This is a genomic window from Citrobacter sp. Cpo032 (assembly GCF_030332975.1).
GTDB lineage: Bacteria > Pseudomonadota > Gammaproteobacteria > Enterobacterales > Enterobacteriaceae > Citrobacter > Citrobacter portucalensis.
This window is the reverse complement of sequence record NZ_JAOWGU010000046.1, coordinates 50936-66422: the sequence shown is the minus strand read 5'-3', so window position 1 is coordinate 66422 and position 15487 is coordinate 50936. Positions and strand designations below refer to the sequence as shown.

Genomic DNA, 15487 nt, shown 5'->3' with positions numbered 1-15487 from the left:
TTGTCATTTTGACAATTCATATTGTCATATTGACAATAAAATGAATAGTCATTTTGACTACCACTTAATAAGCAGGAAACAATAAAACCATTAAAATCAAAAAAATAAAAAGTTGGCACGCAACCTGCAATAAGCAAAACATCTTTTTTAGAAAAACGCTGAATTAATTACTGAGGTTGCTATGTCTATTCTGGTTAAAAATAACATTCATTGGGTTGGCCAACGTGACTGGGAAGTTCGTGATTTCCACGGGACTGAATACAAAACGCTGCGCGGCAGCAGCTACAACAGCTATCTCATCCGTGAAGAAAAAAATGTCCTGATCGATACAGTAGACCACAAGTTTAGCCGTGAATTCGTGCAGAACCTGCGCAGTGAAATTGACCTCGCGGATATCGACTACATCATCATTAACCACGCGGAAGAAGACCATGCAGGGGCGCTGACTGAGCTGATGTCCTGCATCCCGGACACGCCGATTTACTGCACAGCCAACGCCATTGACTCCATCAACGGGCATCACCATCACCCGGAGTGGAACTTTAACGTGGTGAAAACCGGTGATTCACTGGACATTGGTAACGGCAAACAGCTGATCTTCGTTGAAACGCCAATGCTGCACTGGCCTGACAGCATGATGACCTACATGACCGGCGACGCGGTGCTGTTCAGTAACGACGCCTTCGGTCAGCACTACTGCGACGAACGTCTGTTTAACGACGAAGTTGACCAGACCGAACTGTTCGAACAGTGCCAGCGTTACTACGCCAACATTCTGACGCCGTTCAGCCGTCTGGTTACACCGAAAATTACTGAGATCCTCGGCTTCAACCTGCCTGTCGATATGATTGCTACTTCCCACGGCGTGGTATGGCGCGACAACCCGACGCAAATCGTGGAAATGTATCTGAAATGGGCGGCGGATTATCAGGAAGACCGCATCACCATTTTCTACGACACCATGTCCAACAACACCCGCATGATGGCGGACGCTATAGCCCAGGGCATCAACGAAGTTGACCCGAACGTGGCGGTGAAAATCTTTAACGTCGCCCGTAGCGATAAGAACGAAGTTCTGACTAACGTCTTCCGCTCTAAAGGCGTGCTGGTCGGTACTTCGACGATGAACAACGTGATGATGCCAAAAATCGCCGGTTTGGTGGAAGAGATGACCGGCCTGCGTTTTCGTAACAAACGCGCCAGCGCCTTTGGCTCACACGGCTGGAGCGGCGGCGCAGTAGACCGTTTGTCTACGCGTTTGCAGGATGCTGGTTTCGAAATGTCGCTGAGCCTGAAGGCGAAATGGCGTCCGGACCTGGATGCACTGGAACTATGCCGCCAGCACGGCCGTGAAATCGCGCGTCAGTGGGCGCTTGCTCCACTGCCGGAAACAACCGTGAAACCCGCATCCAAAGAAGAAGAATGCGCTTGCGCCGCTGCGGCTGCCGCCGATCTTGGCCCTAGCATGCAGTGCAGCGTGTGCCAGTGGATTTACGATCCGGCAAAAGGTGAACCGCTGCAGGATGTTGCGCCGGGAACGCCGTGGAGCGACGTGCCTGACAACTTCCTGTGCCCGGAATGTTCATTAGGTAAAGACGTCTTCGACGTCCTGGCAACGGAGGCAAAATGAGCCGCGGAATTGTCATTATTGGTTCGGGCTTCGCCGCCCGCCAGTTAGTCAAAAATATCCGTAAGCAGGATGCAAATGTCCCGCTGACCCTGATTGCTGCGGACAGCATGGATGAGTACAACAAGCCCGATCTCAGCCATGTTATCAGTCAGTCACAGCGTGCAGACGACCTCACCCGCCAGTCGGCGGGGGAGTTTGCCGAACAGTTTAATTTGCGCCTGTTCCCGCACACCTGGGTAACCGACATCGATGCAGATGCCCACGTAGTGAAAAGCCAGGATCAGCAGTGGCAGTACGACAAACTGGTGCTGGCGACGGGCGCTTCAGCCTTTGTACCGCCGGTTACCGGACGTGAGTTAATGCTCACGTTGAACAGCCAACAAGAGTATCGCGCTTGTGAAACGCAGCTGCGTGACGCCCAGCGGGTACTGATAGTCGGCGGCGGCTTGATTGGCAGTGAACTGGCGATGGATTTTTGTCGTGCCGGTAAAGCGGTAACGCTTATCGACAACGCTGCCAGCATTCTGGCTTCGCTGATGCCGCCGGAAGTCAGCAGTCGCTTACAGCATCGTCTGACCGATATGGGCGTACACCTGCTGTTGAAATCACAGCTTCAGGGGCTGGAGAAAACGGCGTCAGGTATTCGTGCCACGCTCGATCGTAGCCGCAGCGTAGAAGTCGATGCGGTGATCGCCGCCACCGGCTTACGCCCGGAGACCGCACTGGCGCGTCGTGCCGGATTGAACATCAATCGTGGCGTCTGCGTCGATAGCTACCTGCAAACCAGCCACCCGGACATTTATGCTCTCGGCGACTGTGCGGAGATTAACGGTCAGGTGCTCCCGTTCCTGCAGCCGATTCAGCTGAGCGCCATGTATCTGGCGAAAAACCTGCTCGGCGGCAATGCGCCATTGAAACTGCCAGCCATGCTGGTAAAAGTCAAAACGCCAGAACTGCCTCTGCATTTGGCCGGGGAAACCCAGCGCCGCGATCTGAACTGGAACATCGCCGCCGAAGCGCAGGGGATGGTCGCCAGAGGGATGAACGACGAAGGCCAGCTGTGTGCGTTTGTCGTCAGTGAAGACCGCATGAAAGAGGCCTTTGCGCTGCTGAAAACGTTGCCTGTGTAAGTCTGGGATGCCGGATGGTGCCGCTTCGCGTCTTATCCGGCCTGCGACTTTGCCCGGCAACGCTGCTACTGATTTATTAACCTCACGCACATGGATGTGCGTTGCCACTTGTCGGTATGCCCCGACATGTTTTTCTTGCCCCGCCAGTCCCGGGGCTTTTTTTTATTTTTGCGCCAACGCTCGCGCTGCGGCAATCACGCCCTGCCCCAATGACAACCCGCCGTCGCCCGCCGGTAAACGCTGCGGGAACAGTAAGGTAAAATCACGCAGATAAAACGCCAGACGGGCCGACAATAAGCGGTTATGCATCACGCCACCGCTAAATACTAACGTCTTAATCCCGCGCGCTTCGGCCTGCATTCGCATCAGAGAGGCAAACCCACGCGCCAGCGCGTCGTGAAACGCCCACGCCCTTTCTGCTGGTTTGGCCTGCCAGTTCAGCCATTGCTGCCAAAAAACTGCTAAGTCCAGCTGATTGTCATCAAGCGGCACCGTGACTGGGTGATCAACGCCATCACATTGCGATGCCATCGCCTCAAGCGCACAGGCCGCTTCACCTTCATAACTCAATGATTCCGGTGCACATTGCAACGCGGCGGCAACGGCATCAAACAGTCGTCCGCACGATGACGCCAGCGGAGCGTTAATTCCCCGTTCAATTGCGCGCGCCAGCACGTTCCAGTTTTGATGTTGCAGCACCGATGTTTCCGGATAACGCTGCCAGTCAGGAACAAAACGCAGGCACTGCGCGAGCAGATTACGCCACGGCTGTTTTGCCGCCAGATCACCGCCCGCCAGCGCTACCGCCGGTAAGCCGCCAAGGTGTTCGCATTCACGATAGTTGACCCGCAAACACTCCCCTCCCCACAGCGCGCCGTTTTCCCCCATACCGATACCGTCTAGCGTCAGAGCAATCACATCATCGCCATTGAGCGGCCAGCCGTGCTCCGCAAGACACGCAGCGGCATGCGCATGGTGATGCAGCACCGTTTCAGTTGGCAGCTCCATTTCACTGGCCCACTGGCTGGAAACATAGCCAGGGTGTGCATCATGCACGATACGCTGCGGCGTAAAGTCATAAATGTTCTGGATCAGGCGTAGCGCATCACGCCACTGTTGCTGAATGCCGTCATCGCTGAGATCGCCCAAATGCTGGCTGATAACCGCCTGTTCACCGCGCACCAGACAGAAAGTATTTTTCAGATCCGCCCCTAAGCACAGCATCGGCGGCACGTCGAGAAATCCTGGTGGTAGTGCGACCGCATCCGGCACATAACCCCGGGAACGACGCAGCATTTCCCCACTGTCACGCACCACGGAGTCATCCATCCGCTGCACAATTTCGCGATTATGCAGCAGGAAACCGTCGGCAATGTCGTGTAAATCTTCCAGCGCCTGGGCGTTGGTAATGGCCGGAGGCCTGCCGCTGAGGTTGCCAGAAGTCATCACCAGCGGACAATTCATCTCTTGTAAGAGCAAATGCTGTAACGGATTCGCTGGCAGCATGACGCCAACCTCCGTTAACCCCGGCGCAATGCCCTCGCTCAATGCAGCGACATAGCGTTTCTGCACCAGCACGATCGGCGCAGCAGGGGTAGTCAGCAAACGACGAGCGGGTTCAGGCAATCCCTCATCAGAGGGCAGCATCACTGCCAGAGGTTTCGCCGGACGGTGTTTGCGCAGCCTGAGTAGCGCTACGGCGTTATCATTTCGCGCATCGCACACCAGATGAAACCCACCAATGCCTTTAACCGCCACAATACCGCCTGCTTTCAGCCGCGTTACCGCCGCCTGCAGCGCCTCTTCTTTCTCCGCTCGCTCACCTGCACAGAACCACTCCAGATGAGGGCCGCATGCCGGACAAGCCACTGGCTGGGCGTGGAAGCGACGGTCGTACGGATCGCGATACTCTTTGTCACATTGCGCGCAGAGTGGGAATGACGCCATTACGGTAAACGGACGATCGTAGGGCATGGCGCGGATAATCGTAAAACGCGGACCACAGTGGGTGCAGTTGATAAAGGGGTATCGGTAACGACGTTCGCCGGGGGTGTTCATTTCAACAAGGCATTCGGGACAGGTCGCGGCGTCCGGAACGATTTGCGTATTCATCGTACCGCCAGCACTTTGACGAATCGAGAAATCGGCAGGCTGCTGCGTCCAGGCGAATGGTTCGCTCTCAACGCTGTCAATGCGCGCCAGCGGTGGGCAGTGTTGATGCAACTGCGCAATAAATTCCGCCGGATCTTCCTGTAAGCGCACAACCACACCGTCACCGTCGTTACACACATCGCCATGCAGTTGTAAGCGCTGCGCCAGTTGCCAGACGTAGGGGCGAAATCCGACGCCCTGTACTTTGCCGCGAATACGCAGCTGTACGCCGGAGTGGTTGTTTATTGTCATTAAGTCGTTCCCGCAGTCATCTATCCCGGTTTGCCTGATGGCGCTACGCTTATCAGGCCTACGTGGATACGAACAGTAGGCCGGATAAGGCAAAGCCGCCATCCGGCATAAGTACTACCGTATTTTACGCGGATTTTCAGCTATCAGAACAGCAAAGATGCGGTGGAATCCAGCGCGGCACGACGACGTTTTTCCGCGCTCAGTTGCTCAAGCTTATTGCGATCCACATATATCAGCGCGTGAGTCGGGCACACTTCCATACAGGCAGGACCGGCCTCACGGTGGTAGCACAGGTCGCACTTATTGGCTTCAGCTTTTTCTGCACGGACGTTCAGACCTGCGCCGCTGTTACGCACGACCGGACGCACGACCACTTCCATTGCGCCGTAAGGACAAGCCACAACGCAGGTTTTACAGCCAATGCAACGTTCCTGCATTACATGAACAAAACCTTTATCACGGCTGATCGCACCGTTCGGACAGACGTTAGCGCACGGCGCGTCTTCGCACTGGCGGCACAGCGTCGCCGTGGAGACATTAACGCCTTTGATGACGTGAATGCGGGGTAAAAAGGTTTCAGGGGTCAGCGATGCGCAATCCTGGTTATCCTGATGGGATACCACGCAGGCCACTTCACAGGTACGGCAACCAATGCATTTATTGGCGTCTGCAATGATGAAACGGTTCATCAATTTCTCCAGCAATGACAGAATATCTGCCGAAGCATACACAAATCGTGCCAGAATTTAATTTACTGTTATTAAAGGAATTTTATTCTGAAGAACGCAAGAAGGGCGTGTCATCGTCACTAGTGACGATGACAAATGACAGCCGTCAGCGCGAAACGGGCGGCGCAACTGAGTCGCGCGCAATGAGTTCACCGGTGAAGGTCTTTGACGGCGTAAACGCCCCGTCACCTAGCATAAAGATCAGACGCCCAATCGTTTCCTGAATCATTTCTGTTACCGGAATTTTAACGCTGGAAAGCGCCGGAATAGTGTATGGCGCGAGGGCGATATCATCAAAGCCAATCACCGACACCTGTGCGGGAACGCTCACACCATGCTCGTGCAACTGCTTCATCGCGCCGATCGCCATATCGTCATTGCTGGCCACCAATGCGGTAAAATTGACCTTGCGCGAGAGCAAAGTATCCACACCCGCTGCGCCGCAGGCTGGCGTCCATTTCCCTTTAACAATCAGATCATTATTTAGCGCGATCCCATGATGTGCCAGCGCGTCTTTATAGCCTGAAAGTCGCTCCACGCCGGTTGGCGAATCCATCGAGCCGGTAATAAAACCAATCTCTTTATGCCCGGTGGCAATGAGCTGAGTAACGGCGTTAAAGCTGGTCTGCTTTTGATCGCACCATACGCTGTGGCTACTGTTTTTCCGCAGGCGTCGATTAAGCACCATAATCGGCTGGCTGTGGGCATCGATGATGTCATCTATCTCATCCACGCTGAGAAAACGCGGATATATCATAATCGCGTCACAGCGCAGGTCGAGCAGATACTGGATCGCCTGGCGCTCTTCCTCAGCGCTATGCTTACCGTCAGCCAGTAACAGCTGGCGCCCTTTATCTTCCGCCATCCGCGCGGTATGAAACAGCAGTTCGCTGAAATAGACGCCGTGATAAAGGGTGTTTGTTACCACCAGACCCAGTGTCTGCGTGGTTTTCGCCGCGAGACTGCGCGCCAGCAAATTTGGGCGGTAACCACTCTCTTCAATAGCCTGAAACACGCGGTCTTTGGTTTCCTGGCTGACATAGCCGTTTCCGGAAAGCACCCGGGAAACCGTCGCTTTCGACACTCCGGCACGCTTCGCCACCTCCAGCATCGTGGTCATATTACTCATCCCTTTTCTCTCAATGTGACGCAGTGTACTGCACCGTTTTGCCGCTGTCCTTGCTGCTAAATCGCAGACGCTGACATCTGGTGATCGGAGTCACAATTACAAAAATTGATCAAAATTAAATCTTGATCAGTTAATACAATTTAAACATGATTTTGTGGAACCGGTTTCCTATCTGCGTTTCATCAACCCAGAAAAGCGACCCACGTAAACGGATAAAAAATAACGTACTCTACTGATAAAACAGGATTAAATCCGATGTCCAAGAATTATGCAGCGCTGGCGCGCTCCGTTGTGACGGCTCTGGGAGGCGTCGACAACATCACAGCAGTGACCCACTGTATGACCCGTTTGCGTTTCGTTATCAAAGATGACTCGCAGGTCGACAGCGCGACGCTGAAAACCCTCACTGGCGTGCTGGGCGTGGTGCGCAACGAGAACCAATGTCAGGTGATTATCGGCAACACCGTTTCGCAGGCGTATCGTGAAGTGGTCAGCCTGTTGCCTGCCAACATGCAGCCTGCTGAGCCGCAAATCAAACCCCGACTGACGCTGAAGCGAATTGGCGCGGGGATCCTTGATGCGCTGATCGGCACGATGTCACCGCTGATCCCGGCAATTATCGGTGGATCAATGCTCAAGCTGCTGGCAATGGTTCTGGAAATGACCGGCGTGCTGGTGAAAGGATCGTCCACCCTCACCATTCTGACCGTTATCGGCGACGGCGCATTTTTCTTCCTGCCGCTGATGGTCGCCGCTTCGGCAGCCATTAAATTCAAAACCAACATGTCGCTGGCAATTGCTATTGCGGGTGTGCTGGTCCATCCCAGCTTTATCGATCTGATGGCAAAAGCCGCGCAGGGTGAGCACGTTGAGTTTGCCCTGATCCCAGTGACGGCGGTAAAATACACCTACACGGTGATCCCGGCGCTGGTCATGACCTGGTGCTTGTCATACATCGAACGCTGGGTCGATCGTATAACTCCGGCGGTGACCAAAAACTTCCTCAAACCGATGCTGATCGTGCTGATCGCTGCCCCGCTCGCCATCGTCATCATTGGCCCGATCGGTATCTGGATCGGTAGCGCGATTTCAGCGCTGGTCTATACCATCCACGGCTATCTCGGCTGGCTGTCAGTGGCCATTATGGGCGCGCTGTGGCCGCTGCTGGTAATGACCGGTATGCACCGTGTCTTTACGCCAACCATTATTCAGACGATTGCCGAAACCGGAAAAGAAGGCATGGTAATGCCATCGGAAATTGGCGCCAATTTGTCGTTAGGTGGTTCATCGCTGGCAGTGGCATGGAAAACCAAAAACCCGGAGCTGCGCCAGACTGCGTTAGCAGCTGCCGCCTCAGCCATCATGGCGGGCATTTCCGAACCCGCGCTATATGGCGTGGCAATCCGCTTGAAACGTCCGCTGATTGCGAGCCTTATCAGCGGTTTTATCTGCGGTGCTGTTGCTGGAATGGCCGGGCTTGCAAGCCACTCCATGGCGGCTCCAGGTCTGTTCACCAGCGTCCAGTTTTTCGATCCGGCCAATCCGATGACCATCGTTTGGGTATTTGGCGTGATGGCACTGGCGGTAGTGCTTTCTTTTGTACTAACGCTGATTCTCGGCTTTGAAGATATTCCTGTCGAAGATGCAGCCGCGCAGGCCAGAAAAAACCAGGCCGCACAACCGGGCAATATCAATGGAGCCAGCATTTGACTGGTATGAACTGAGGTTAATTATGTCTGTTTTTCCGCAAGGATTTTTATGGGGCGGCGCACTGGCCGCCAACCAGTCTGAAGGGGCATACCGGGAAGGCGGCAAAGGGCTGACTACCGTCGATATGATCCCCCACGGCACACACCGCATGCCCGTCAAACTGGGTCAGGAAAAGCGCTTTACGCTGCAGGATGACGAATTTTATCCCAGCCATCAGGCGATCGACTTTTATCATCGCTATAAAGAAGATATCGCGCTGATGGCGGAAATGGGGTTTACGGTTTTTCGTACTTCCATTGCCTGGAGCCGCCTCTACCCTAACGGCGACGAGCTGACGCCGAATGAAGACGGAATCGCGTTTTATCGGGCCGTGTTTGCCGAGTGTAAAAAATACGGTATTGAGCCATTAGTCACGCTGTGTCACTTCGATGTGCCTATGCATCTGGTCACCGAGTACGGCTCCTGGCGTAACCGCAAAATGGTGGAGTTCTTTACCCGCTACGCCCGTACCTGCTTCGAGGCCTTTGACGGTCTGGTGAAGTACTGGCTGACGTTCAACGAAATCAACATTATGCTGCACAGCCCCTTTTCAGGCGCCGGGCTGGTATTTGAAGAAGGTGAAAATCAGGATCAGGTGAAATATCAGTCCGCTCACCACGAACTGATAGCCAGCGCCCTGGCGACTAAAATAGCCCATGAAATTAATCCGCAAAACCAGGTCGGTTGTATGCTGGCTGGCGGTAATTTTTATCCTTACTCGTGTAAGCCGGAAGATGTGTGGACCGCACTGGAAAAAGACCGTGAAAACCTGTTCTTTATTGATGTGCAGGCGCGCGGGGCCTACCCGGCTTACTCTGCCCGCGTGTTTCGCGAAAAAGGCGTGGTAATCGAAAAAGCCCCGGAAGACGACGACATCCTGAAAAACACCGTCGATTTCGTCTCTTTCAGCTATTACGCATCGCGCTGCGCCTCCGCTGAAATGAACACGGGCAATACCTGCGCTGCCAACGTGGTGAAGTCGCTGCGTAATCCGTACATTGCCGCCAGTGAATGGGGCTGGGGAATCGATCCGCTCGGCCTGCGCATCACCATGAATATGATGTATGACCGCTACCAGAAACCGCTGTTTCTGGTGGAAAACGGGCTGGGAGCGAAAGATGAAATCGATGCTAACGGTGAGATCAATGACGACTATCGCATCAGCTATTTACGCGAACATATTCGCGCCATGGCAGACGCGATTGAAGATGGCGTGCCGCTGATGGGTTACACCACCTGGGGCTGTATCGATCTGGTTTCTGCCTCAACCGGTGAGATGAGCAAACGCTACGGTTTTGTCTATGTGGACCGCGATGACGCGGGCAACGGCACGCTGGCACGTACACGCAAGAAATCATTCTGGTGGTACAAAAAAGTCATCGCCAGTAACGGTGCCGATCTGGCATGACGAATCTGCCGGAGGGGGTTACAGCCTTCCGGCAGAAGTGCTTATTTTCATTTCATTTATTACATTCCAGATTTGGAATCGTCCTTCCAGTTTCAGGTTTGCCCTCCCCCTTTTTTACTGGCATTTTATTCAGTAGTTTTTAATCCAGGCCGTTCACCACAAGGAAGCGTGCATGTTTGATAAAAAGGGCAAAACAGCGGTGGCAATCACCAAACCGGTACGTCGCTTGAAAGTCAGCTATGTCAGAAAACGCCATGAAGATCCAAAAACGGGTTATACGCGACGAATCAGTCGTCACGCCTCACTCACGCTGAACGGCGACTGGCTGGAACAAGCTGGATTTCCGACCGGTACAGCAGTGAATGTATCAGTGATGCAGGGGAAATTAATTATTGAGCAGGCAATTGAATGACGAGGATACACTGGGAAAACAGGCCGGATGTCGTTCACATCCGGCACTGATACGGTTTACTCTTCTGGTGCTTCCAGCTCGGAGAATCCACCGTGTCCTTCCCAACCGGCTAATCGCTGATAGACGGTATCAACAGCATCTTTGATCGGCTGTGTCATCGGGTAGTAAAAACCGACGATGTCCGGTTGAATGCCGAGGAAAATTACCTCACCAACATCGTCTTTCAGCTGATCTACCAGGTAGTTCAGCGGCATGTTGTGGGTGGTCATCATGAACATCTCGGCAATGTCATCGGGATCGATAATGCGGATTTCACCGGGGTTCAACCCCATATCGGTGGCATCAACAATCAACAAACGCTGCGGACGCAGTTCACGGATGGCGACAATATCGTTCTCCGGCGCGCTACCGCCGTCGATGACAACCCAGTTGCCTTGAGGATTTGCAGCACACATTTCAGCCAGCAGCGGGCCCGCGCCGTCATCGCCCATCATGCTGTTACCCACACATAATAAAACGTCAGTCACGGTGTCTCCTCACCATCAGATAGATGGCGCTTTCCTGGTGTATGTCGTGCAGCATGCTAAGCATCAGCTTGCTCCACTCCTGCTGCTGAGGAGTCTGCACGGCACGCGCATCATCGAACGCGCGCGCCAGCATTTGTACATGGTTGAAATCGATAACGATCTCGCCGTATTTCGGCACGCCTTCCATTTTCCGGCGGGCTTCGCTTCCCTCTGCAAGGGTAGCAATCCATGCCAAATATTCGTCCCATGGACAAGTTAACGCCGCTTCCAGGCAATCGATGATCCCAAGGTGGTGACCAATCGCCAGGCTGTAATAGACAACCTGCTGCGCCTCAGCGGGCGTCGCATCGTTCTCATCAATAAATTTACGGCTCAGTTGACTGAACACCACCGTTTCACTCATCGGATACGCGCCTCTTCGACAACATGGTTAAGATGCGCGACGATCTCGGTCAGACGCGGATCGTTTTCCGCTTCCAACCAGCGCGCCACTTGATGCTCGCCCTGCCCTAACTGCGTCATATAGTCATCAGCAATCTGGCGACCATAGCGGTATCCCGCCAGACGGCGAGCCTCGCGGTCTACCTTGACGCGCAGCGGCTGAACCATATCCGGATGCAGAATTTCCGCCGGCTGTTCGTCCAGTTCACCCGGCGCACGCGCGTGAATTTTTTGCTCCAGCAGACCCAGCGCCATGGCAAAACCATACAGCGTTGCCGCAGGCGTCGGCGGACAACCTGGAATATACACGTCCACCGGTACGATTTTGTCCGTGCCGCCCCATACGCAGTATAAATCGTGGAAGATACCGCCGCTGTTCCCACAAGCACCGTAAGAGATACAAATTTTCGGATCTGGCGCAGACTGCCAGGCACGCAGCGCCGGAGAGCGCATGGCACGGGTTACCGCGCCGGTAAACAGCAGAATATCCGCATGGCGCGGTGACGGTACGACTTTGATGCCAAAACGTTCGGCATCAAACAGCGGAGAGAGCGTGGCGAAAATTTCGATTTCGCAGCCGTTGCAGCCGCCGCAGTCCACGCGGTAAACATACGCTGAACGCTTGATGCTTTTCAGCAGCGATGCTTTCATGCTGGCAATGGATTCATCCACCGTCATCGGTACCGGAATACCGTTGGCGTCACGTGGGCCTAATAAATTGCTCATCAGCTGGCCTCTTTCATATGGCGAGTCAGTTCAATACGGTCAGACGGCACCAGGCATTTCTGGCGCTTACAATCCGGGCAGGTCTCAAAGCTTTCACGGTGGTTTTCCGCGCGGCTATCACCGTTGTGCTTAAGCAGCGCAATGGCGTAATCAATCTCTTTTTGTACCGCGAACGGGCGGTTACAGACGCGGCAGTTACACAGCGAAAAGCGAGACTGCTGCAGGAAATCTTCTTTCTTCCATACCGCCAGCTCATATTCCTGCGACAGCTTGATCGCCGCCGTCGGGCAAACTTCTTCGCAGCGGGCGCAGAAAATGCAGCGCCCAAGGTTGAACTGCCACGCCAGCTCATTGGTAACCAGATCGGTTTCTACCGTCAGAGCGTTCGACGGGCACGCATTGACACAGGCCGCACAGCCGATGCACTGCTGCGGATTGTGCTCGGGTTTACCGCGGAAATTTTTATCGACCGCAATCGGCTCCAGCGGATACGACGACGTCGGCGCCCCGGTTTTGATGACTTTTTTGATAAAGGTAAACATGGCGATTCCTTATTTCAGCGGCGAGTTTTTACGCTCGATGCTGTAGCGCTCAAGTTCTTTGTACGGCACGACTTTGCTCTTCTTCTTACGCACATCGACCACAGTCATACGGTCAGTACAGGAGTAGCAAGGATCGAGGCTACCGATAATCAGCGGGGCATCGGAAACGGTATTGCCACGCAGCATGTAGCGCAGCGTCGGCCAGTTGGCGTAAGTCGCCGCACGGCAGCGCCAGCGATAGAGTTTCTGGTTATCGCCGGTCATGCTCCAGTGGATGTCATCCCCGCGCGGCGCTTCAGCAAAGCCCAGTGCGAAACGGTGAGGAATATAGGTAAAGCCTTCCACCGCCAGCGGTCCGCCCGGCAGGTTGTCCAGACCAAAGTCGATCATGTTCAGTGCGGTATAGACTTCATTGATACGGACTTTCAGGCGAGAAATAACGTCGCAGCCCTGCTCGCTGTGAACTTCCATCGGCAGCAGGCCATAGCCTACAAACGGGTGATCGGCGCGGGTGTCACGCGCGTGACCGCTGGCGCGAACCATCGGACCGACGTTACTAAAGTCGCGAGCGATTTCTGGATCCAAACGACCAATACCCACGGTACGCTGTTCCATGTTCGGCGTACTGAGCAGCATATCGACCAGTTCCTGCACCTCACGACGCATCTGCTGCGCCAGTTGACGGGTCTGGATCATATCGTCTTTCAGCAGGTCACGACGGATACCGCCGATCAGGTTCATACCGTAAGTTTTACGCGCCCCGGTGAGGATCTCCGCCATCTTCATCGACGTTTCACGCACGCGGAAGAACTGCATAAAGCCGGAGTCAAAACCGGTGAAGTGACAGGCCAGGCCGAGGTTCAGCAGATGCGAGTGCAAACGCTCCACTTCCAGCAGAATGGCGCGGATCATCTGCGCGCGTTCCGGCACCACGATACCCATCGCATTCTCTACGGAGGTGGTATAGGCGGTGCTGTGGGCAAAACCGCAGATGCCGCACACGCGGTCCGACAGGAACGTCACTTCGTTGTAACCCATACGGGTTTCCGCCAGTTTCTCCATGCCGCGGTGGACATAGAACAGACGATAGTCGGCGTCGATGATGTTCTCGCCGTCAACAAACAGGCGGAAGTGACCGGGTTCATCGGAGGTGACGTGCAACGGGCCAATCGGCACCACGTTATTTTTCTTGTCGCCCAGTTCGTTGATGAACTCGTAGGTTTCAGCATCGGTAGTCGGCGCTGGGCGCTGACGATAATCCATGCTGTCTTTACGCAGCGGATAGAGTTCGTCCGGCCAGTCATCCGGTAACACCAGACGGCGCTCATCCGGTAAACCAACCGGGATCAAACCGTACATGTCGCGCACTTCACGCTCGCCCCAGACTGCTGCTGGAACGCGCGGCGTGACGGACGGGAACTCCAGTTTATTGGCATCGACTTCAACGCGGACGGTGATCCAGCACTTGGTGCCCTGCTCCATCGACATCACGTAATAAACGGCGTAATGACCGCACAGCTGACGTTCGTCGTTACCAAACAGCACGGACAACCAGCCACCCTGTTTGTAGTACAGGAACTCAACCACTTCCGGCAGGTAGTTCACCTTGACGGTGATAGTCAGCTGATCTTTAGTCTGCCAGGCTTCATCCAGCACCACGCCCGGAAAGGCCTGATGCAGCGCAGCGAGATATTGTTGACCTAATTTTTCTTCAGACATGCTCAAACTCTCTTAAATCACGCCACCAGCAAGGAGACGAACGCTAAAAACGCAAACCCAAAACCGGCCCAGGTCACGCGTGAAGTGGCGCAAAAACGCAGACGCGCCATGCTGTTTTCGAACAGGGCGATGACCAGCACGCCGAGGACCAGCTTGACGACGGCAATCACCAGCGCCAGCAGCAGTCCACCGGCGGTGAAGGTTTCCATCTGTCCCCACGGCAGGAACACGCCAACGAACATTTGCAGAACGACCAGCTGTTTGAGGCTAATGCCCCACTTCAGCACGGCAAAACCGCTGCCGCTGTATTCAGTCAATGGACCTTCCTGCAGCTCCTGCTCTGCTTCCGCCAGATCGAACGGCAGTTTGCCCATTTCGATAAAGGTGGCGAAAGCACAGGCGCACAGTGCCAGAATCAGCGGGATGCTGCGCGCAGCAGGCCAGTGGTAAATGGTATCGGCGATATTGCTGATATGGGTTGAACCCGCAACCTGTGCCGCTACCCACAGCCCCAGCAGCAGGATAGGTTCAACCAGCACACCGAGCATCGCTTCACGGCTGGCGCCAATGGCGGTAAACGGGCTACCGGTATCCAGTCCCGCGATAGAGAAGAAGAAACGGGCGATGGCGAACAGGTAAATTAAGGTGATCAGATCGCCAAGTTGTGGCAGCGGCGAGCCAACGGTCACTACCGGCAACGCAGTGGCGATAGTCAGCATCACGCCCACCATCACAAACGGCGTCAGGCGGAAAACCCAGCTGGAATCCGCAGGCGCAATGCTCTGACGGCCCAGCAGTTTGATAATGTCGCGGTATTCCTGCAAAACGCCCGGACCGCGGCGATTGTGCAAACGCGCACGCGCCACGCGGGTAACACCGGACAGCAGCGGCGCAACGGCAAACAGCACCAGCGCCTGAATTAACGGATATAAAACACTCATTC

General features: G+C 54.7%; 14 protein-coding genes. 5 read left to right on the top strand and 9 right to left on the bottom strand.

Features of this window, described 5'->3' with window-relative positions:
• Positions 1-181 precede the first annotated feature (181 nt).
• Both norV and norW read left to right on the top strand, forming a co-directional pair.
• Entirely contained in the window at positions 182-1630 is a 1449-nt protein-coding gene (gene norV, locus OGY33_RS15600) for an anaerobic nitric oxide reductase flavorubredoxin (RefSeq protein WP_048225258.1), read from the top strand.
• On the top strand, positions 1627-2760 hold the full coding sequence (gene norW / locus OGY33_RS15595; protein WP_103014818.1) for an NADH:flavorubredoxin reductase NorW: 1134 nt from the start codon (positions 1627-1629) through the stop codon (positions 2758-2760). Before norV ends, norW begins: the two co-directional genes overlap by 4 nt.
• A 162-nt stretch (positions 2761-2922) precedes the next feature.
• Here the strand turns inward: norW and hypF are convergent, their stop codons facing one another.
• From hypF to OGY33_RS15580, 3 genes are all read right to left on the bottom strand, one after another.
• A complete protein-coding gene (gene hypF, locus OGY33_RS15590) occupies positions 2923-5163 on the bottom strand; it encodes a carbamoyltransferase HypF (RefSeq protein WP_191238185.1) in 2241 nt (746 codons plus the stop codon).
• A gap of 143 nt (positions 5164-5306) precedes the next feature.
• Positions 5307-5852: an electron transport protein HydN gene (gene hydN / locus OGY33_RS15585; RefSeq protein ID WP_032944734.1), complete on the bottom strand. Its 546-nt coding sequence runs from the start codon at positions 5850-5852 to the stop codon at positions 5307-5309.
• Between the two features lie 145 nt (positions 5853-5997).
• Positions 5998-7011, bottom strand: a complete 1014-nt coding sequence (locus OGY33_RS15580; protein WP_048215688.1) for a LacI family DNA-binding transcriptional regulator — start codon at positions 7009-7011, stop codon at positions 5998-6000.
• A gap of 264 nt (positions 7012-7275) precedes the next feature.
• On the opposite strand from OGY33_RS15580, the gene ascF reads away from it, so the two are divergent.
• The 3 genes from ascF to OGY33_RS15565 all read left to right on the top strand — a co-directional run bounded on the left by ascF (position 7276) and on the right by OGY33_RS15565 (position 10589).
• Complete coding sequence (gene ascF / locus OGY33_RS15575) at positions 7276-8730, top strand: PTS cellobiose/arbutin/salicin transporter subunit IIBC (RefSeq protein WP_032944740.1); 1455 nt, start codon at positions 7276-7278, stop codon at positions 8728-8730.
• Positions 8731-8752: 22 nt separating this feature from the next.
• On the top strand, positions 8753-10177 hold the full coding sequence (locus OGY33_RS15570) for a 6-phospho-beta-glucosidase (RefSeq protein ID WP_191238184.1): 1425 nt from the start codon (positions 8753-8755) through the stop codon (positions 10175-10177).
• Positions 10178-10349: 172 nt separating this feature from the next.
• Entirely contained in the window at positions 10350-10589 is a 240-nt protein-coding gene (locus OGY33_RS15565; RefSeq protein WP_008785630.1) for a SymE family type I addiction module toxin, read from the top strand.
• Positions 10590-10645: 56 nt separating this feature from the next.
• Here OGY33_RS15565 and hycI read toward each other — a convergent pair whose 3' ends face one another.
• Genes hycI through OGY33_RS15535 form a run of 6 tightly spaced genes read right to left on the bottom strand, consistent with a single transcriptional unit; the run spans position 10646 to position 15485 of the window.
• On the bottom strand, positions 10646-11116 hold the full coding sequence (gene hycI / locus OGY33_RS15560; protein ID WP_003037382.1) for a hydrogenase maturation peptidase HycI: 471 nt from the start codon (positions 11114-11116) through the stop codon (positions 10646-10648).
• Complete coding sequence (locus OGY33_RS15555; RefSeq protein WP_003037385.1) at positions 11109-11519, bottom strand: formate hydrogenlyase maturation HycH family protein; 411 nt, start codon at positions 11517-11519, stop codon at positions 11109-11111. The genes hycI and OGY33_RS15555 overlap by 8 nt, the downstream gene beginning before the upstream one ends.
• Positions 11516-12283, bottom strand: coding sequence for a formate hydrogenlyase subunit HycG (gene hycG, locus OGY33_RS15550; RefSeq protein ID WP_149607933.1), 768 nt, complete (start codon positions 12281-12283; stop codon positions 11516-11518). Before hycG ends, OGY33_RS15555 begins: the two co-directional genes overlap by 4 nt.
• Positions 12283-12825, bottom strand: coding sequence for a formate hydrogenlyase subunit HycF (gene hycF, locus OGY33_RS15545; RefSeq protein WP_038633082.1), 543 nt, complete (start codon positions 12823-12825; stop codon positions 12283-12285). The genes hycG and hycF overlap by 1 nt, the downstream gene beginning before the upstream one ends.
• Before the next feature lie 9 nt (positions 12826-12834).
• A complete protein-coding gene (gene hycE / locus OGY33_RS15540; protein ID WP_048215684.1) occupies positions 12835-14544 on the bottom strand; it encodes a formate hydrogenlyase subunit HycE in 1710 nt (569 codons plus the stop codon).
• 17 nt (positions 14545-14561) lie between these two features.
• Positions 14562-15485, bottom strand: a complete 924-nt coding sequence (locus OGY33_RS15535) for a respiratory chain complex I subunit 1 family protein (RefSeq protein WP_003825914.1) — start codon at positions 15483-15485, stop codon at positions 14562-14564.
• Between the last annotated feature and the right edge of the window lie 2 nt (positions 15486-15487).